General features: G+C 44.2%; 14 protein-coding genes. 3 read left to right on the top strand and 11 right to left on the bottom strand.

Annotation, left to right across the window (positions count from 1 at the left end; genetic code table 11):
* Positions 1-401: 401 nt before the first annotated feature.
* The 5 genes from CUU66_RS00440 to CUU66_RS00420 form a co-directional block, all read right to left on the bottom strand.
* Positions 402-1,544, bottom strand: coding sequence for an acyl-CoA dehydrogenase (locus CUU66_RS00440; RefSeq protein ID WP_101639717.1), 1,143 nt, complete (start codon positions 1,542-1,544; stop codon positions 402-404).
* Between the two features lie 36 nt (positions 1,545-1,580).
* The gene (locus CUU66_RS00435; RefSeq protein WP_101639716.1) at positions 1,581-2,711 is read right to left on the bottom strand and encodes an acyl-CoA dehydrogenase; all 1,131 of its coding nucleotides are present in this window, start codon (positions 2,709-2,711) and stop codon (positions 1,581-1,583) included.
* 102 nt (positions 2,712-2,813) lie between these two features.
* Positions 2,814-3,665, bottom strand: a complete 852-nt coding sequence (locus tag CUU66_RS00430; RefSeq protein WP_101639715.1) for a 3-hydroxybutyryl-CoA dehydrogenase — start codon at positions 3,663-3,665, stop codon at positions 2,814-2,816.
* Between the two features lie 34 nt (positions 3,666-3,699).
* On the bottom strand, positions 3,700-4,890 hold the full coding sequence (locus CUU66_RS00425; RefSeq protein WP_101639714.1) for an acetyl-CoA C-acetyltransferase: 1,191 nt from the start codon (positions 4,888-4,890) through the stop codon (positions 3,700-3,702).
* Between the two features lie 646 nt (positions 4,891-5,536).
* Positions 5,537-7,645, bottom strand: coding sequence for a heterodisulfide reductase-related iron-sulfur binding cluster (locus CUU66_RS00420; RefSeq protein WP_101639713.1), 2,109 nt, complete (start codon positions 7,643-7,645; stop codon positions 5,537-5,539).
* A 212-nt stretch (positions 7,646-7,857) separates the two neighbouring features.
* On the opposite strand from CUU66_RS00420, the gene cls reads away from it, so the two are divergent.
* Together cls and uvsE are read left to right on the top strand one after the other, a co-directional pair.
* Positions 7,858-9,060 carry a cardiolipin synthase gene (cls, locus tag CUU66_RS00415; RefSeq protein WP_101639712.1) on the top strand — a complete coding sequence of 401 codons (1,203 nt, stop codon included), beginning with the start codon at positions 7,858-7,860 and terminating at the stop codon, positions 9,058-9,060.
* Positions 9,061-9,120: 60 nt separating this feature from the next.
* A complete protein-coding gene (gene uvsE, locus CUU66_RS00410; protein WP_101639711.1) occupies positions 9,121-10,074 on the top strand; it encodes a UV DNA damage repair endonuclease UvsE in 954 nt (317 codons plus the stop codon).
* Positions 10,075-10,902: 828 nt separating this feature from the next.
* Here the strand turns inward: uvsE and argS are convergent.
* From argS to speE, 4 genes are all read right to left on the bottom strand, one after another.
* Positions 10,903-12,576 (bottom strand): arginine--tRNA ligase, encoded by a 1,674-nt coding sequence (argS, locus tag CUU66_RS00405; protein ID WP_101639710.1) that lies wholly within the window; start codon positions 12,574-12,576, stop codon positions 10,903-10,905.
* 4 nt (positions 12,577-12,580) lie between these two features.
* Positions 12,581-13,021, bottom strand: coding sequence for a DUF1934 domain-containing protein (locus CUU66_RS00400; RefSeq protein ID WP_101639709.1), 441 nt, complete (start codon positions 13,019-13,021; stop codon positions 12,581-12,583).
* 157 nt (positions 13,022-13,178) lie between these two features.
* Positions 13,179-14,054 (bottom strand): agmatinase, encoded by an 876-nt coding sequence (gene speB, locus CUU66_RS00395; protein ID WP_101639708.1) that lies wholly within the window; start codon positions 14,052-14,054, stop codon positions 13,179-13,181.
* Positions 14,055-14,509: 455 nt separating this feature from the next.
* A complete protein-coding gene (gene speE, locus CUU66_RS00390; RefSeq protein ID WP_101639707.1) occupies positions 14,510-15,337 on the bottom strand; it encodes a spermidine synthase in 828 nt (275 codons plus the stop codon).
* An 847-nt stretch (positions 15,338-16,184) separates the two neighbouring features.
* On the opposite strand from speE, the gene CUU66_RS00385 reads away from it, so the two are divergent.
* Positions 16,185-18,248: a transglycosylase domain-containing protein gene (locus CUU66_RS00385; RefSeq protein ID WP_101639706.1), complete on the top strand. Its 2,064-nt coding sequence runs from the start codon at positions 16,185-16,187 to the stop codon at positions 18,246-18,248.
* Positions 18,249-18,388: 140 nt separating this feature from the next.
* On the opposite strand, the gene CUU66_RS00380 is transcribed toward CUU66_RS00385, so the two are convergent.
* Together CUU66_RS00380 and CUU66_RS00375 are read right to left on the bottom strand one after the other, a co-directional pair.
* Positions 18,389-18,901: a YwhD family protein gene (locus tag CUU66_RS00380; protein ID WP_101639705.1), complete on the bottom strand. Its 513-nt coding sequence runs from the start codon at positions 18,899-18,901 to the stop codon at positions 18,389-18,391.
* Between the two features lie 224 nt (positions 18,902-19,125).
* A complete protein-coding gene (locus CUU66_RS00375) occupies positions 19,126-19,776 on the bottom strand; it encodes a site-2 protease family protein (RefSeq protein ID WP_101639891.1) in 651 nt (216 codons plus the stop codon).
* Between the last annotated feature and the right edge of the window lie 237 nt (positions 19,777-20,013).

Raw genomic sequence — 20,013 nt, 5'->3', positions numbered from 1 at the left:
GTTGATTGCAGCGAAGGGCACTCGCTTTCCGCGGGCGGTCCGGGAGCCTCCTCGGGGCACTACGCGCCTGTGGGGTCTCCCTTATAGAAAAGCGGAGGACGGTGACTTTTAAGATATTTTTTTTAAAAAACTGTGATACTCAAACTCATTAATAAAACAATATTATTAAAAGTCAGACACCTGACCGACATAAGACGAGCGTCAGCGAAAGGCGCTTTTGGCCTTTTGATGGCGATTGGTTTATGTCCGAAGGTGTAAGTCCGCAGCTAGACAAGACTCGCTTTTCCCGCAGGAGTTCGCGCTTTCCGTTCCAATCAACACAGTGAAAAAACAGCATAGAGCATTAGCAAAGCCATCTTTAAAAAGGGAAAGACATTGAAATCATATCCTTCCCCTTGTCTTTAATCTTTTGTAATCATTCTGGAGATGACGAGCTTCTGTATCTCCTGTGTGCCTTCATAGATTTGGGTGATTTTCGCATCCCTCATATAGCGTTCAACCGGATAGTCTTTTGTATAGCCATAGCCGCCAAATACCTGTACAGCCTCAGTGGTCACCTTCATGGCTGCATCCCCGGCAAACAGCTTTGACATGGCAGATTCTTTGCCATACGGAAGGCCTTCTGATTCAAGCCATGCCGCCTGGTAGGTTAACAGTCTGGACGCTTCCACCTGTGTGGCCATATCTGCAAGCTTAAAGCCGATACCCTGCTGGGCCGCGATTGGTTTGCCAAATTGATGGCGTTCCTTTGCATAGGCAACGGAAGCATCGAGTGCTCCCTGGGCAATCCCTACTGCCTGTGCCGCAATGCCGTTTCTTCCTCCGTCCAGGGTCATCATGGCAACCTTAAAGCCCTCACCTTCTTTGCCAAGTAGATTTTCCTTAGGAACCTTACAGTCTTCAAAAATAATTTCTGTTGTAGGAGATGAACGGATTCCTAATTTCTTTTCCTTCTTGCCGACACTGAAGCCTTCAAAATCCTTTTCAATGATAAAGGCGCTTGTTCCTTTTTGTTTGGAGCTTGGGTCCGTCAGTGCGAATACCACGTACGTATCAGCGATCCCGCCATTCGTAATAAAGATTTTTGAACCGTTAAGGATATAGTGGTCACCCTCAAGTCTAGCTGTTGTTCTCATCCCGCCAGCATCAGACCCTGAGCCGGGCTCCGTTAATCCGTAAGCACCGATTTTCTTTCCTTCTGCCATTGGACGCAGATATTTCTGTTTCTGTTCCTCTGACCCGAATTTGTAAATCGGCCAGCCGGCAAGCGATGTATGAGCGGAAAGTGTCACACCCGTTGATGCGCATACCCGTGAAAGCTCTTCAATAGCGATACAATAAGCTAAATAATCACTGCCGATGCCGCCATATTCTTCTGGCCAAGGAATTCCCGTGAGCCCAAGTTCAGCCATCTTATCGAAAATTTCACGGTCGAACCGCTCTTCTTCATCACGTTCAGCCGCAGTGGGAGCTACTTCGTTTTTTGCAAAGTCGCGGACCATTTTTCTGATCATTTCATGTTCTTCTGTTAGTTTAAATTGCATGGATAATCCCCCAGCTTTCGTTCTGTATTAGTCGCTTTATAGCTCCTTGCTGATCACAATTCGCTGAATTTCACTGGTTCCCTCATATATTTCCGTAATTTTAGCGTCCCGGAAATACCGTTCTACCGGATATTCTTCTGTATAGCCGTAGCCGCCGAAGATCTGGACGGCCTCTATGGCTGTCTCCATCGCCGTCTTTGATGCCGTCAATTTTGCCATGGAAGCTTCTTTCCGGCATGGTATCCCTTCCGACCGCAGATAGGCTGCCCGATACAAAAGCATACGGGAGGCTTCAATATTAGTGGCCATTTCAGCAAGCTTGAAGGCAATTCCCTGCTGGGCCGCAATTGGTCTGCCGAATTGATGCCGTTCTTTTGCGTACTTCACCGCATGTGCAAAGGCTCCCTCTGCAATACCAAGGGCCTGAGCGGCTATCCCGATTCTCCCTGCCTCCAGGTTTGCCATAGCGACCTTCATACCCTCATCTACATCACCCAGCACATTTTCGGCCGGAACCCGCATATCTTCAAAGGTCAGTGAAACCGTTTGGGAACCATGAAGACCCATCTTATGCTCGTTCTTACCGATAATGAGGCCTGGAGTGTCTTTTTCTAAAATAAATGCCGTGATTCCTTTAGATCCTTTTTCCGGACTGGTTGAAGCAAAGGTAATATACGTATCTGCTTCACCGCCGTTCGTAATAAACATCTTAGAGCCATTTAAGATGTAATGCCCGCCATCCCTTACTGCCCTAGTCTTTAAGCTGCCGGCATCTGAACCTGCTGAAGGTTCAGTCAGTGCGAACGCACCAAGATACTCCCCTGTGGCAAGCTTAGGAATATACTTGTTCTTCTGATCCTCTGTACCAAAGTACAGAATCGGGTTCGTACCCACAGACGTATGGACGGACAATATCACGCCGACTGTCGCACTCACCTTGGATATTTCGTTAACGGCGATAATATAAGAAATGTAGTCCATTTCTGAGCCATTATATTTTTCAGGGATCGGTATTCCCATCAGCCCCAGTTCTCCCATTTTCCTAATAATCTCTCTTGGAAAATGCCCCTGCTCCATCTTCTCTATAAACGGGGCGATCTCCGCCTGCGCAAAATCCCGAACCATCTTCCGCATCATTTCTTGTTCTTCAGTAAACCGAAAGTTCATGCTGGCTCCTCCTGGAGTTCGTTCTTGTTAAACATACTTTTATTAGCATTTCTGCAACCTCTGGATCCTCGGTAACGACTGGTATGCCTTTGCGTTCATTGATTAACTATAGCTATAAAATCCTCTTCCGGATTTACGGCCAAGCCAGCCTGCTTTCACATACTTTCTTAGGAGCGGACATGGACGGTATTTGTCATCGCCGAAGCCTTCGTGGAGTGTTTCCATGATATACAGACAGGTATCCAGACCGATAAAATCAGCCAGAGTCAGCGGACCCATCGGATGGTTCATTCCCAGCTTCATCACATCATCAATGGCTTCCTTCGTGGCAACCCCCTCATAAAGGGTATAAATGGCTTCGTTGATCATGGGCATTAAGATTCTGTTAGAAACAAAGCCAGGGAAATCATTGACTTCGACCGGCACTTTATTCAGTGCCTTTGCCATGTCTTCTACGGTTTGGTACACTTCATCAGCTGTCGCAAGCCCTCTAATAATTTCAACCAGCTTCATCACCGGCACCGGATTCATAAAGTGCATGCCGATCACCTTTTCCGGCCTGCTGGTGGCGGCCGCTATTTCTGTAATGGGGAGTGATGAGGTATTCGTTGCTAAAATCGTGCCTTCCGGACAGATTTTATCCAGCTCGGCGAACAGCTCTGTCTTAATTCTCATATTTTCTACAGCTGCTTCAATTACCAAGTCTACATTCTTAGCATTCTGCAGGTCGGTCGATCTTTGGATCTTCTGCACCGTTTCAGCCATATCCTCCTGCGAAAGCTTCCCTTTATCCACCTGTCTGTTCAGGTTTTTATGAATGGTGCTGATCCCGCGTTCCACAAATTCCTCTTTTAAATCATGCAATACAACTGAATACCCGCTCGCAGCGCAAACCTGGGCTATGCCGGAGCCCATCTGGCCAGCCCCGATCACCATTACCTTTTGTATCCCCATATGCTTACCGCCTCTCTACCATTCTAGTAATCTGTTACGCTTGTTTAGGCACCTCGACCATGATCGCGTCTCCCTGGCCGCTGCCTGAACAGATGGCAGCCACACCAATTCCGCCCCCACGGCGTTTTAATTCATTAATCAGCGTGATAATGACCCTTCCACCGCTGGCACCGATAGGATGACCTAAAGCCACTGCTCCGCCGTTCACATTTACCTTTTCATGGTCAAGGCCGGCAATTTTACTGCTTGCTAGAGAAACTGCTGCAAATGCTTCATTTATTTCAAACAAATCTATATCTTCAACTGACTTATTGGTTTTCTTTAAAATTTCATTAATAACAAGGCCCGGCGTTTTCGGAAAATCTTTTGCTTCCACAGCCACTTCAGCATGGCCGATAATATATGCCATCGGTGTTCTGCCTTCTTTTTCCGCACGTTCCTCACTCATGAGGACAAGGGCAGCTGCACCGTCATTCACTCCTGGTGCATTACCTGCTGTGATCGTTCCGTCAGCACCAAAGGCCGGCTTCAGCTTTGCAAGAACTTCGACGGATGTATCTTTTCTAGGAGATTCGTCATCTGAAACGATGATCGGCTCTCCCTTGCGCTGCGGCACCTCTACAGGAATGATTTCCTCTGCGAAAATGCCATTTTCCATCGCCTGAATAGCCCTCTGATGGCTTCTGAAAGCCCATTGGTCCTGTTCTTCCCGCGAAATCTCTAAATCTACAGCTGTGCTGTTTCCATATGTGCCCATATGCGCTCCGGTAAAGCTGCAGCTTAAGCCATCATGAATCATCAAATCCTTCATAGGTGAATCGCCCATTCTCAGACCCCATCTGGCTTTAGGCACGAAATATGGCGCATTGCTCATTGATTCCATACCGCCAGCCACGATGACCTCCTCATCTCCTGAGCGGATGATCTGATCCGCAAGCGTAACGCTCCTCATGCCGGATGCACAAACCTTGTTAATCGTTTCAGTCTTTATGCTCCAGGACAGGCCGGCATGACGTGCAGCCTGGCGTGAAGGCACCTGTCCCTGTCCGCCCTGCAGCACCGTCCCCATGATCACCTCATCCACGGAGTCAGGTGAAATGCCTGCTCTATTAATCGCCTCTTTAATCACCTTTCCACCAAGCTCAGAAGCTGTGAAGCTGCTTAATCCTCCGCCAAATTTCCCAAAAGGTGTTCTGACTCCGCTGACGATAACTGTTTTTGCCATACATATTCCTCCTATACTTTCCTCTGGTTTTATATGTGGTGTTTATATGTCACTCTGGATTCCGGTTCTGCTGACGACTGAACGCTCGCTCATAGCGAGTCCAAAAAAATATGTAAGCGCTTTATATACATATTTTAACTGATTTATTAGGATATTCAAAATATTTATTAACTAGTGGTGTAAAAAAATTAGATCAAAGATGGTTTAACTTTTCTTACGTCAGGCCCGATCTACCGTCGTTTCTTCGTTCACTCACAGAATTGCACCATATAAATCATTAAATGCAGCGCATAACGAAATAATTGCACCACATAAAGAATTAATTGCAGCGTATAACAAAATAATTGCATCACATAAGAAATTAATTGCAACGTATAACAAAATAATTGCATCACATAAAAAATTAATTGCGCGTTCAGTTAAAAATGACCAAGAATAGGGTCAGTTTGGTTCATCTCTTTGTTCCCAAAGTAACCGATTGCGCTTAAATCCAGTAATTGCGTTTTCCTTCAACTTTATGCGCGCCTTAAATTCCAATTGCTCCTTCCCGCCCTAGGTATGCAAGGCCACCCCCAGCATCATAAGAAAAAGCTGCCTGAACCATTCCGTCATCGGCATTTCTCCAGGCAGCTTTCCAAATTATATGTTATGCGACAGTGGTTTGTTCACCTATAATCGATTTTTCGAGAAGTTCGGCTACATCATAGGTTTTCACATCGTCTTCTACTTCTTTGGCCTTGGTTCCATCTGTGATCATGGTCAGGCAGTAAGGACAGCCTGAGCTGATGACAGAAGGATTGACAGCCAAAGCCTGCTCTGTGCGAGCTACGTTGATTCTGTGGCCTGTTTCTTCTTCCATCCACATTAAGCCGCCGCCTGCTCCGCAGCACATTCCATTTTCCCGGTTTCGTTCCATTTCCACGAGTTTGACTCCTGGGATGGACCGAAGAATATCGCGTGGCGCATCATACACTTCGTTGTATCTTCCGAGGTAGCACGAGTCATGGAAGGTAATCGTTTCGTTCACTTCTTTTGTCGGTACCAGCCTGCCCTCTTTAACAAGGCTGGCAAGCAGTTCTGTATGATGATACACTTCTGCCTTTAAGCCAAAGTCTGGGTACTCATTTTTGAAAATATTATAGGCGTGAGGGTCAATGGTTACGATTTTCGCAACTTCATTTTTCTCGAATTCTTCAATGTTCTTCGTGGCCAGCTCCTGGAATAGGAACTCGTTTCCAAGCCTTCTTGGTGTATCTCCGGAGTTCTTTTCCTTGTTGCCGAGAATCGCAAACTTCACCCCTGCTTCATTTAGCAGCTTAGCGAAGGAAAGCGCGATTTTCTGGCTTCGGTTGTCATATGAACCCATGGATCCAACCCAGAATAAATATTCGAATTCTTCACCGGCTTTTTTCATTTCTTTTACAGTCGGGATTGTGACATCCTCGCGTGCTTCACGCCAGTCTTCACGCTCTTTGCGGTTTAATCCCCATGGATTTCCCTGGCGTTCGATATTGGTCATGGCTCTTTGCGCATCAGGATTCATTTTCCCTTCTGTCAGAACCAGATAGCGGCGCATATCAATAATTTTATCGACATGTTCATTCATTACTGGACACTGGTCTTCACAGTTCCGGCAGGTTGTACAGGCCCATAGCTCTTCCTCTGTGATGACTTCACCGACTAGAGCCGGATTGTACTCAAGTGTGGCCGCAGCTTCTTTTGCTCCCTGCGAAGCACCCGCCAGCGCAAGCTGATTCCCCTTGGTATTGGCAAACGCCAGTGCCGGTACCCAAGGCTGCCTGGAAGTGATGGCTGCTCCTTTATTGGTCAGGTGATCTCTCATTTTAAGAATGATATCCATTGGGGAAAGCATTTTTCCTGTCCCTGTAGCCGGACACATATTGGTACATCTTCCGCATTCTACACAGGCGTACAAGTCAATCAGCTGAAGCTGGGTAAAATCTTCAATCTTCCCGGCTCCAAAGGATTCCTGTGTTTCATCTTCAAAGTCTACCGCACGCAGTTTTCCTGGTGTGGTTGTACGATTGAAGTAGGTATTTGCAGGGCCAGCAATCAAATGGGCGTGCTTGGACTGCGGTACATATACAAGGAAGGCCAGCAGGAAGATCAAGTGGATCCACCATGCGATGTAAAACACAGCAACCGCTCCTGTTTTGCCTATCCAGCCAAATGCAACGGCAATCAGGGATGCAACGGGTTCAGTCCACGAACCTTCTTCGCCATGCCAGATTAATGACATACCGTTTCCGAGAAGTACGGAGAGCATCAAACCGCCGATAAACAATAAAACCAGACCGGACTTAAAACCCCTTTTCAATCGTACAAGCTTTTCAATATAACGTCTGTAGAAAGCCCATACTACGGCTACCAATATCATCAGCGTTACAATTTCCTGAAAGAACGTAAAACCTGGATATAATGGGCCAAGCGGTAAATGTGCACCTGGAGCCAGCCCTTTAATAATGAAGTCGATCGCACCAAACTGCACAAGGATAAAGCCATAGAAAAACATGACATGGATGATTCCGCTCTTTTTATCCTTTAGGAGTTTTTTCTGCCCGAAGACGTTGACCCAGACTTTTTGCAGTCTCTCTTTCACATTGCTGTCAAATTCCTCTTTTTTTCCGAGCTTGATGTATGCGACCCTTGTTTTGATCAGGTAAACAAAGAGACTAACAGCGTAAGCGGTTACAACAAGGAAGGCAATGAGGTTAATCCATAGTAAAATATTCACCGGTGTTTCCCCTTTCTCTGAGACGACAGAAGAGTGTTATTTTTCTGAATTTATTCTTATTTCCATTATATAATGAATGAGCGTTCAGTCAACTATTTTTCTAAAACTTCCTAAAGCTGATTTATTTCCACTTCTATCCTCTTTGCCATCATACTTTCACTCTCTTTGTGCCACACTAAAATAACATATACGCAGACTAGGAGGAGATATTTTTGAAAATACTTTTATATTCAGTCTTCTATTTACTCCTCTTGCTTGTATGGATTCGGATCGATTTTAAACTAGGCCGCAAACAGCATCTAAGGCAGGCACACAGACGGGATTTCCCCTTCCGTCACAGTGACATCAGCCTCTTTACGGATGGCATCAGCTTATTTAAGGATATGTTTTCAGAAATAAGAGCGGCAGAATTTCATATCCATATTCTGTTTTATATCGTAAAAGAAGATCATTTCAGCAAGGAATTCCTCAGCCTCCTCAAGGAAAAAGCCGCCCAGGGAGTCCAAGTCCGGCTGCTTCTCGACTGGATGGGCAGTTTTGGCTTAAAGAAGAAAACGATCCGCGAGCTTCGGAAGTACGGGATAGATATTTCATTCTGTCAGGTACCAAAGCTTCCTTACTTATTCTATTCATCCCAGGAGCGGAATCACCGAAAAATCACCGTCATCGATGGAGAAATTGCTTATCTTGGTGGATTTAATATTGGAAAAGAATATGTCAATGAAGATAAGAAACTTTCACCGTGGAGAGATTACCATTTAAAAATATCTGGTGAAGGAGTACGTGATCTTCAGGAAGAATTCCTCGAGGACTGGTTTGAAGCTACCGGCAAGGATTACCGTAAAACAAATCTATTTCATTTAGAGCCTCAAAAAGGCAAATGCAAGCATCTTATCGTTCCATATGAAGGAGTTTTTTTAGAAGAAAGATATATAAAGCTCATCCGGATGGCAAAGGATAAGATCATCATAGGCACACCCTATTTTATCCCAAGCAAACTATTGCTTTCTGAGCTTTGCAAGGCACTGGAAAGTGGAGTCAACTTAACCGTCATTGTACCGGGAAAAGCCGATCACCCCTTTGTCAAAGAGGCCTCCTATAAGTATTTCCGAAAGCTCATTCCGAAGGGAGCCCAGGTATTTCAGTTTCAGAACGGATTTTATCATCCAAAGATCCTCTTAGTTGATAACCAGCTATGCGATGTCGGGACTTCGAATTTTGATAAAAGAAGCCTGTTTTTAAATCACGAGCTGAACTGTTATATCTATGATCCTGACTGTATCAGCCAGCTTGAAAAGGCCATACAGAACGATCTGCAAAATTCAACTCCATTGGATTTAAAGCAGATTTCCGATATCAACCCGGCCAGAACGGTAAAAGAGTGGATCGCCTCGTCCATTTCCCACTTCTTGTAGACGTTTAGGCATCAAACGAAACGGCTATGTACAAGTATTAATTCTTTAAAGGAGCAGCCTATGAAAATCAGATTTGGCTATGTGTCTACCGCCCTTAATCTTTGGGAGGCTTCCCCCTCCAGGACTCTTACTTTTAAAAGATATGGTCAACTGGGAAAGGAAGAGGGTGACCGGAGGCTATTGGAGGTCACCCGGGAAAATTTACGAAATACACTCCGAATTTTCCACTACAATATTGCCCATGAAATAGAGGTGTACCGCTTATCCAGCTCGCTCGTTCCGCTAGCGACCCATCCCGAAATCATGTGGGACTTCGTTACTCCCTTCAAAGAAGAATGGAAACAGCTGGGCACCATGATTAAAGAACATGCCCTGCGTGTGAGCTTCCATCCGAGCCAGTACACGCTTTTTACCAGTACCAGAGAGGAGCTTACGGCTAATTCCGTAAAAGATATGGTCTACCATTATCAGATGCTCGAGGCAATGGGAGTCCAGAATGATTCTAATATTAACATTCATGTTGGCGGTGCCTATGGAGATAAAATTGCAAGTGTGAAAAGATTCCATGAAAATATCGTCAGCCTTCCCCATCATATTAAGGAGGCGATGACCCTGGAAAATGACGATAAAACCTACACAACCGAGGAAACACTGGCCGTATGTGAAAAAGAAGACATACCGCTCGCCTTTGACTATCATCACCATATGGCAAATCCAACGGACATGCCCATTGAAGAGATCCTCCGAAGAGTATCTAAAACATGGGAGCGGACTGGGCGGGTGCCCAAAATCCATATCTCCTCTCCTAAAAACGAAAAAGATTATCGCCATCATGCAGATTATGTGGATCTTGACTTTATCATGCCTCTTTTAAAGACATTAAAAGATATGGACCTGGATGTAGATTTTATGATTGAGGCAAAAACGAAAGACAAAGCCGCACTGCAGCTTGTCGAGGATGTATCTAAAATCCGCGGGATCAAACGGATAAGCGGGGCGAGTATTAAGTGGTGAGTGATATTTACGAGTTTTGGTAATCTATGATTTTCAGGTAAGTAAGGAATTCTCTTTTTAAGAGCGGATTTTCACATTTATGTGCGGAATTTTCTTTTTAAGAGCGGATTTTCAAATTTAAGAGCAGAATTCTTATTTTAAGAGTGGATTTTCAAATTTAAGTGTAGATTTCACTTTTTAAGAGCGGATTTCATATTTAAGTGCGGTATTATCTTTTCAAAGCGCATTTTCAAATCTAAGAACGGAATTCTGTTTTTAAGAGCGGATTTTTTAATTTAAGGGCGGAATTATGGATTTTCATATTTATGTGCGGAATTTCTTTTTAAGAGCAGTATTTCAATGTTAAGTGTGGAATTTTCTTTTAAGAGCGGATTTTCATATTTAAGTGCGAAATTCCCTTTTTAAGAGCGGCTTTTCAATTTTAAGTGCGGTATTCTCTTTTTAAGAGCAGCTTTTCAATTTTAAGTGTAGAATTCTCTTTTAAGAGCGGCTTTTTAAGTTAAATGCGGAATTCTTTTTTAAGAGCAGTTTTTCACATTTAAGTGCGGAATTCTCTTTTTAAGAGCGGCTTTTCAGATTTAAGTGCGAAATTCTCTTTTTAAGAGCGCCTTTTCAGATTTAAGTGCGAAATTCTCTTTTTAAGAGCAACTTTTCAATTTTAAGTGCGGAATTTTCTAAGAGCGGCTTTTCAAATTTAAACGTAGCAATTTCCTTTTAAGGTAGCTTTTCATTGTTAAGGGTTATTAAACGAACGGTTCCTAATTTGAGTAATCCACCTTCATACACAGCAAAAAAGCCGAATGAAGCTCCCTCCATTCGGCTTTTATATTACATTTTTTCTGGAGCAGATACCCCAATTAGTGATAAAGCATTTTTAATCGTGATCTGAACTGATTTGATAAGGGCTAAACGTGCTTTGCTTCGTTCCGCCTGCTCCGGCTCCAGTACTTTTTCTGCATTGTAGAAGCTGTGGAAGGTTGCTGCCAGTTCGTTGATATAGTTAGTGATGCGGTGCGGTATGCGTTTCTCTGCTGCTTCCGCAACGACCTGCGGGAAGTCCCCGACCTTTTTAAGCAGATCAAATTCTTTTTCGGAAGAGATCAGGCTGTAATCTATATCTCCAGATGTATGATCGAGCTTAAGCTCGCTGCCCTGGCGAAGAATGCTTGCGATCCTCGCATGTGCATACTGAGCGTAGTAGACCGGATTCTCGTTTGATTCAGATACGGCAAGATCCATATCAAAGTCCAGATGGGTATCAGCGCTTCTCATGGCAAAGAAATAACGGACTGCATCCAGACCTACTTCTTCGATCAAATCTCTCATCGTAACAGCCTTGCCGGTACGCTTAGACATTTTCATCTTTTCACCATTTTTAAACAGATGCACTAGCTGAATGATTTCCACTTCAAGCTGTTCCCGGTTATAGCCAAGAGCCTCGATAGCTGCTTTCATTCTAGGGATATAGCCGTGATGGTCAGCTCCCCATATATTAATGATTGTTTCAAAACCACGCTCGAGCTTATCTCGGTGATAGGCCAGGTCTGGAGTTAAATAGGTGTATGAACCGTCCTGTTTAATGAGCACGCGGTCTTTGTCATCGCCAAGCTCCGTAGAACGGAACCAGGTAGCTCCATCTTCTTCGTAAATATGCCCTCTTTCACGAAGAACCTTTAATGCATCATCTATTTTTCCGTTATGGTAAAGAGAGGTTTCTGAATACCATACATCAAATCGCACGCGGAAGTTCTCTAGATCCTTCTTCAGCTTATCCATTTCAACTTCAAGGCCGTATTTTCTAAAGAAATCGAACCGTTCGTTTTCGTCCATGCCGGCCAATTTGTCTCCATGGTCTTCAGCCAGCTTCTTTCCAATTCCAATAATATCTTCACCATGATAGCCGTCCTCAGGCATCGGGAAGTCCTTGCCAAGAGCTTGGAAATAGCGGGCTTCAACGGATTTTGCAAGATTATTAATCTGATTTCCGGCATCATTGATATAATACTCACGCGAAACCTCAAAGCCAGCTTTTTCGAGCACATTACATAAGGAGTCACCGACAGCGGCTCCCCTTGCATGCCCTAAATGAAGATCTCCCGTTGGATTGGCAGAAACAAACTCAACCTGGACCTTCTTTTTCCCGCCGAAGCTGCTTTCGCCATATCTGTCGCCCTGTTCCAGCACAGCCGGGATAATTTCAGTCAGGTATGAATTATTCATATGGAAATTAATGAATCCAGGTCCCGCTATTTCAATTTTTTCAATGTTTGCTTTAGAAGCATCAAAATGTTCAATAATAGTTTCTGCAATGACTCTTGGAGCTTTTTTGGCAACCCTCGCCAGCTGCATAGCCATATTGGTTGAATAATCTCCGTGTGCCTTTTCTTTCGGTACTTCTAAAACCACATTTGGTATCTGTTCTTCAGCTGCTAAACTTCCCTTTATTACTGCCTGTTTGATTTCCTGCTTAATCTTTTCTTGAACCTGCTCTGCCACATTCATACGTTCAGGCTTCCTCCTTATACATAATCGTCATTTGATAGCTTCCCAAGCGGTTTCCCTGCATGCTCAAATCATAATAAAGCGCAAGCTTCCCTTCTTTTGCGGGCTCATTCCATTCTCTTATAATCTTTTTTGTATCAGTCAGCATCTCCAGTCTTCCATACATACTTTCATAATATCCTGAAGTTTTTTCATTTTCACGAAAATATTGCTTCATTTTCACCGATCCGCTTCTCATCAGCATGAGCTCGGTATCCGTAAATTTTACATAGGTGTTAATGATTCCGTTCTCATCATTTTCCTCGTACTGAAGATAATCAGCACTCGCTTTATTATGTAAATGTCCCAGTGTCACCAATTCAAAGGTTTCCGTCTCTGATCCATTTGTGATTTTCGTATGAACAGTTACTCTCACACTTCTTTTACCGGAGTCTGTTTCGTGCATTCATCAGCACCTCCAAGTTTAAAATAACTCTATAAGTATAAGGATTCCTGGCACAAGATTCAAGAGCAGGCCCAAGGATCCTGCTGCTTTTCTGCTAAAAAATAACCTTTAATGGGAAAAAGCCCAAACTCTGATCGAATTTGGACTTTAAATTGAATTATTTTTGTACCCAGCCTAAAAGCATTTCACGGATTAATTTGCTGGCTGTGTTTGCCGTTTGTTCCGATACGTCATAGACTGGAGCTACCTCAACAAGGTCACAGCCAATTACGTTTATATCTGATTTGGCAATAGCGTGAATGGAAGCCAGCAATTCTTTAGATGTGATTCCGCCGGCATCAACCGTACCTGTTCCTGGAGCATGCGCCGGATCCAGGACATCGATATCGATCGTCACATAGACAGGTCTGCCAGCAAGCGTCGGCAGAATTTCTTTTAACGGCTCAAGCACTTCGAATTTAGAAATGTGCATGCCATTTTCCTTCGCCCATTGAAACTCTTCTTTCATTCCTGAACGAATGCCAAAGGAATAAACATTCTTCGGCCCGATATGTTCAGCGATTTTTCTGATCGGCGTAGAATGAGAGAGAGGCTCTCCTTCATACTCTTCACGAAGATCTGTATGAGCATCCATGTGAATGATGGCAAGATTCGGGTACTTTTTAGCTGCTGCCTTCATAACCGGCCAGGAAACTAAATGTTCTCCGCCCATCCCAAGCGGGAATTTACCTTCTGCAAAGATTTTATCTGCAAAGTCTTCGATTAAATCCAGACTGCGCTGTGCATTTCCGAACGGAAGCGGAATGTCGCCCGCATCGAAATACTTCACTTCTTCCAGCTCTTTATCTAAATAAGCGCTGTATTCCTCAAGGCCAATCGATACCTCACGGATTCGCGCCGGACCAAAACGGGAGCCTGGACGGTAGCTGACTGTCCAGTCCATCGGCATTCCGTAGATGACCGCCTCTGCATCCTCAAAACTTGGATGGCTTTTTATAAAAACATTACCTGAATACGCTTCATCAAAACGCAAGGAGCATTCCCCATTTCTTAAAAAATAACAGGGGAGATGGACTCCCCTTTTTCAAAAATAATTTCTTTTAAACTTGTCTGTTGATTTCCACTGCAGGCACTCGCTTTCCGCGGGGCGGTCCGGGATCCTCCTCGGCTATAACCGCCTGTGGGATCTCCCTTAATAGAAAAGTGGAGGACGGTGACTTTCTAGGTACTTTTTTAATAAGGGAACAGTGATGAACAAACTTTTTAAAAAACTACATAATATGGAAAGTCAGACACCTGACAGACATAAGACGAGCGGCAGCGAAAGGCGCTTTTGGCCTTTTGATGGCGATTGGCTTATGACCGAAGGTGTCAGTCCGTAGCTAGACAATACCCGCTTGTCCCGAAAGAGTCTCGCGCCTGCAGCTCCAATCAACATAGTGCGAAGTCAACAACGGGCTTCTAAATTGCCTGAAGATAAGGCGGATATTATTTAATCAAGTCTTGAACAAACTTCGGCAATACGAAAGCTGCCTTGTGAAGTTCTTTTGTGTAGTACTTTGTGTCGATTTCATGGAAGCGTTCTTCGTTTACTTCCAATGGGTTATGGACTTTGGATCCGATCGTGAATGTCCACATGCCGCTTGGGTATGTCGGGATGTTTGCTATATATAGGCTTGTAATCGGGAAGATTTCTTTCACGTCTCTTTGTACTTCAGTGATTAGATCTCCTTTGAACCATGGGTTGTCCGTCTGGGCAACGAAGATCCCATCTTCTTTAAGCGCTTTTGCAATTCCTGCATAGAAGCCTTTAGTGAATAAGTTAACAGCCGGTCCAACAGGCTCTGTTGAATCTACCATGATTACGTCATATACATTCTCACTTTTTGCGATATGCATGAAACCGTCATCCACTTTTACTTCTACGCGGGGATCTTCAAGCATGCCTGCAATTTCAGGCAGGTATTCCTTTGAATATTCGATCACTTTTCCGTCTATTTCTACTAGAGTCGCTTTTTTCACGCTTGGGTGTTTAAGGACTTCACGGATGACGCCGCCGTCTCCGCCGCCTACTACAAGAACGTTTTCTGGATTTGGATGCGTAAATAACGGTACGTGTGCAACCATTTCATGGTAAACAAACTCATCCCGGACAGATGTCATGACCATGTCATCCAATAGAAGCATATTGCCCCATTCTTCTGTTTCCACCATATCAAGCTTCTGGAATTCGGTTTGCTCTGTATGTAAAGTTTTATTCACTTTCATTGTTATACCAAAGTTTTCAGTCTGCTTTTCTGTAAACCATAAACCCATTTAAATCATCCCTTCCGTGTATCGATTATCTGCTATTGAAATCTTTTGTTAGTATACCCCAATCGGCTGAAAGTTCCCTAACAAAAATCATTTTTTCCACTTTAAACCATAAGTTCCTCTCATGGCTTCTATTCTTTAAAAGTCCACATCAGAAAAAGTATAGAACAATCTAGCAAAAATGCAATATTAATTTTTAGTTTTTTTGATTCGCATGTTTAAAAACGCATTTGTTTTTTCATACTGATTAATACTCTATTACCTTAATTAATTTTGTTAAAACACTGCGTTCCTTCTTTTCGCTAGATTGTTGTTTTTGTAAATAGATGGACAAAGGTATTAGGTTCTTTTTTAAAGGCTGTTTTCGCAAACTCTGTTGCTATTGAACAAGAGGTTGATTTCCGCTTCAGGATGCTCGCTTTCCGCGGGGCGGACGGTGAGCCTCCTCGTCTTCGCCTGCGGGGTCTCACCTGTCCCGCTGCTCCCGCAGGAGTCTCGCACCTTCCGCTCCAATCAACCTGATTTAACAATAGGGTTATGTAACAAAACTTATTATAATACAACAATCTTTTAGAAATGAGCCTTTTTAAAATAGCTCTGTTAAACTCGCCTGTTGATTTCCGTTCCAGGCACTCGCTTTCCGCGGGCGGTCCGGGAGCCTCCTCGGCGTTCATACGCCTGTGGGGTCTCCCTTGACACGCTTTTCCCGCAGGAGTCTCGCGCCTTCCACTCCAATCAACATAGAGCGTAAATTTTGACGCCTGGGAACACTTCGAAAAAAGGGCTGCCCGAGCTTATCTCAAAAAGAATTTGTTCAGGATCAAGAACTAATTTGTTAGGGGTGAATGACATGGAAGCAATTACAGGACAGCGTTTTAAGCAATCTTTTAAATACATCAGGGCCTTCATTATCTTATCAGGATTAGCCCTAATGATTATCTTTTTGATTTATCTATCGATTCTTGGCTATGCCAAGCTGCTTGGACCTCCGCCACTTTCTGTTCCGAAGTCTTCTATTTTTTATTCGGCAGATGGTTCTGTCCTCGGCGAAACGAATACTTCGCAGAAAAGATACTGGGTGAAGCTATCAGACATTTCCCCTGCACTGGTAGAAGCAACCGTATCCGTTGAGGACCAGCATTTTTTTGAGCATGGAGGCTTCGATCCTAAGCGGATCGCCGGTGCCATCCTTGCCGATCTTCATGCTATGGCCAAGGTGCAGGGTGCCAGCACCATCACTCAGCAATATGCCCGGAACTTATTTCTTCAGCATGACAAGACATGGAAGCGGAAGCTTGAAGAAGCGTTTTATACAATCAGGATTGAGATGAATTATTCCAAGGAAGAAATTCTGGAAGGATATTTAAATACGATTTATTACGGGCATGGCTCATACGGGGTCCAGGCAGCCAGCAAATATTATTTTGGCAAGGCTGCGGAGAACCTTACAGTGGCTGAAGCATCCATGCTCGCCGGAATCCCGAAAGGCCCGTCCCGCTACTCCCCTTTTGTGTCTGAGCAAAATGCTAAAGAACGGCAAAAAATTGTCTTAGGAGCCATGCAAAGTAATGGCTACTTAAACAAGAACGAGACCGTACAGGCTTATTCAGAACAACTGGATTTTAAGGGACAGGAAGAAGCAGCTGATGACCAGTTTGCTCCCTATTTCCAGGATGCGGTTAAACAAGCCTTAAGAACTCAGCTTCATTTGGATGAAAGAAGCATTGAACTGGGCGGTTTGAGCATTTATACTACCCTCGATGCTAACATGCAAAAAGAGGCTGAAAAAAACTTTGAGGAAGTCATCTCGAAGAACACGGACATACAGGGCTCGCTTGTTTCCATGAACCCAAAAACAGGGGAAGTCAAAGCAATGGTCGGCGGCAGGGATTATAGCCAGAGCTCGTTCAACAGGGCCACACAGGCTTCCAGACAGCCTGGTTCAACCATGAAGCCAATCCTGTATTATGCAGCTTTGGAGCAGGGATTCACTCCCTCTACTCAGCTCAGAAGTGAGCTCACGACGTTTACATATGATGAAGGGAAATCTTCTTATACACCGCATAATTTTAATAATCAGTACGCCGATGAAGATATAACCATGGCCCAGGCGCTGGCTCTTTCAGATAATGTCTATGCCGTTAAAACACACTTATTTTTAAAGGAAAACTCATTGATCAATACGGCACGCCGCTTCGGCATTGAATCTCCGTTATCGAACGTTCCTTCCCTTGCTCTGGGCACATCGGGAGTCAAGGTGCTGGAAATGGTCAATGCCTATAGCATGTTTGCGAATGGCGGAAAGAAAGTCGAACCTATTTTCATTAGTAAAGTTGTGAATCACAAAGGTGAGATTATCTACGAACATACCCCAGCAAAGGAGAAAGTGCTTGATCCTGACCTGGCATTTGAAATGACTTCTCTTCTAACTGGAATGTTCGATCAAAAGCTAAATGGCTATTCGTCGGTAACCGGCAGTACAATCGCTTCGCAGCTGACAAGGCCGTACGCCGGAAAATCAGGTTCCACCGAATATGACAGCTGGATGATCGGCTTCACACCCCAGCTGGTAACCGGCGTCTGGACCGGATATGATGATTCAAAGAAAATTGTATCTTCAATAGAGAAAAGGTACTCGAAAAGCATCTGGGCCGGGTTTATGGAAAACGCCCTCGCTGATCAGCCAGTGAAGAAATTTAAACCATCGGCTAATGTGGTGGGTGTGTACGTAAATCCGGCTAGCGGCAAGCTGGCAACCGAGAACTGCCCGGTTTCCCGCCTTACTTATTATGTAAAAGGCACAGAGCCTTCGGAATATTGCACAGAGCATTTAGGTGATAAGCATTCCAAGCAGGAAAAACACCATAAGGAAAAGAAGGTCCCATGGTACAAACGTATTTGGGGGCATGAGTAAATTCTTAGGAACATAATGAAAAACCCCGGGAAGCAGTTCCCCGGGGTTTTTCTGTCCTTGTTTTACAGCGATACTCGCTATACATAATATTACTTATTTTCTTAATATTCGACAAGTGCAAATTGCATGAGGATGATCCATCAATTTTCAAGAAGGGCACTTTTTAATTCAGCAGTTGAATTATTCCACATATCAAGATTATGATTTTGTAAGAATTCTCTCAGCACCACTTTTGACTTTTCATCCATATGATCGACAATAATATGGCGCTTCATGGACTTATCCATGCGGTTTACGTGTTCAGGCAGAGATTTGTAGCCTCTTCTGATCGAACGGTCAACCGTCATTTCGCACGCCGTTACACCTGCATAATAAGGTCCTTCCGGCTTTCTTTCAACGGTGACCCATACAAGCCAGTAAGGCTTTCCGTTTGGGACTTCTTCTTTACTTTTTAGAAACTTAATCCCTTTTTCGACAGCACTTCTTGCATGCATGGCTCCGATATCCACGAATGCTTCCCCTTCTTCAACATCCACGAAGACCGGTGAAACATTTTCAAGGCTCAGGGCACCTGTGCCATACCCGCCGTGCCCGTCCGTCGGATCATTTTTTATAATATTGAACCCTAGCTTTTTTTTCGGTTTTTCTTCCAAAACATTCACCTTCTTTAAAATTAGTCGCTTAAACAAAACCTCTGTAAACATGGGTGTTTATTTCCGCTGCAGGCACCCGCTTTCCGCGGGCGGTCCGGGAGCGCTCGGCGTTTGACGCCTGCGGGGTCTCCCTTGACCTGCTTTCCCGCAGGAGTCTCACGCCTATACTTCAATCAACTTGTGTAAAATTTGTGACAAAGCCTAGCGGCAGAGGCCTCATCCTTTTATAGAAATATTCCTGAAAAGAAATTTGCTAACACACTGTAGATCAACGGAATAACTGTTTGAAAGATTGGGGTAATGATATAGTCGCCAAGCGGAGTAATGACAATCACCAGGAAAATCAGAGACCCGTACATTTCAAACTGTGACATTTTAGCACGGACATTATCCGGAGCCAGATCCTCAAGTACCCTGTAGCCGTCCAGTGGAGGAACCGGCAGGAGGTTGAAAACAAACAGCACCACATTGATTTCAATCAGAGTATGTAAGAAATTAATAACATATTCATTGCCCAGAATACCTGCACTCATAAAACCAAAATAGAGCATAAACCCAATAGCCGCAATGAGCAGATTACTCAATGGCCCTGCTATCGAAACGAGAATGCCGGCCAGCCTGGGATTTTTGAAATAATGCCGGTTAACAGGAACCGGCCGGGCCCACCCAAATCCTGCAATAAGCAGCAGCAGTGTTCCAAGCGGATCTAGATGAACAGCCGGGTTTAAGGTAAGCCTGCCCTGCTTCTGCGCCGTCGGATCGCCAAATTTATAGGCAACGTAGGCATGTGCAAATTCATGGAGGGTAAAAGCAATCATCAGAGTTACCACAACATATGGTATTTCTTCTAACGGAAATCTTAAAAAACTTTGCAGTGTATCCACTTATTATTTTCCCCCATTTTATATCCTGATTAACAGCTGAGTGGTACCATTTTATTTATAAAAGTAGAAAACTTATCTATTTGTTATGCTGTTTGCGGCTAGATCATTCCGGAAGGTACCGTTCTCCGCTTTTCTTTCTATCTAGCTGCGAACTGCCATCCTCCCGTCATAAGCCAATCGGTCCATGAGAAGAAAAAGCGCTTCTCACGGCCCGCTCGTCTTATGCTG

It is taken from the genome of Peribacillus deserti (genome assembly GCF_002863585.1).
Taxonomy (GTDB): domain Bacteria; phylum Bacillota; class Bacilli; order Bacillales; family DSM-1321; genus Paraperibacillus; species Paraperibacillus deserti_A.
The sequence above is the reverse complement of the archived record's forward strand: the minus strand, read 5'-3'. Positions and strand labels throughout refer to the sequence as shown.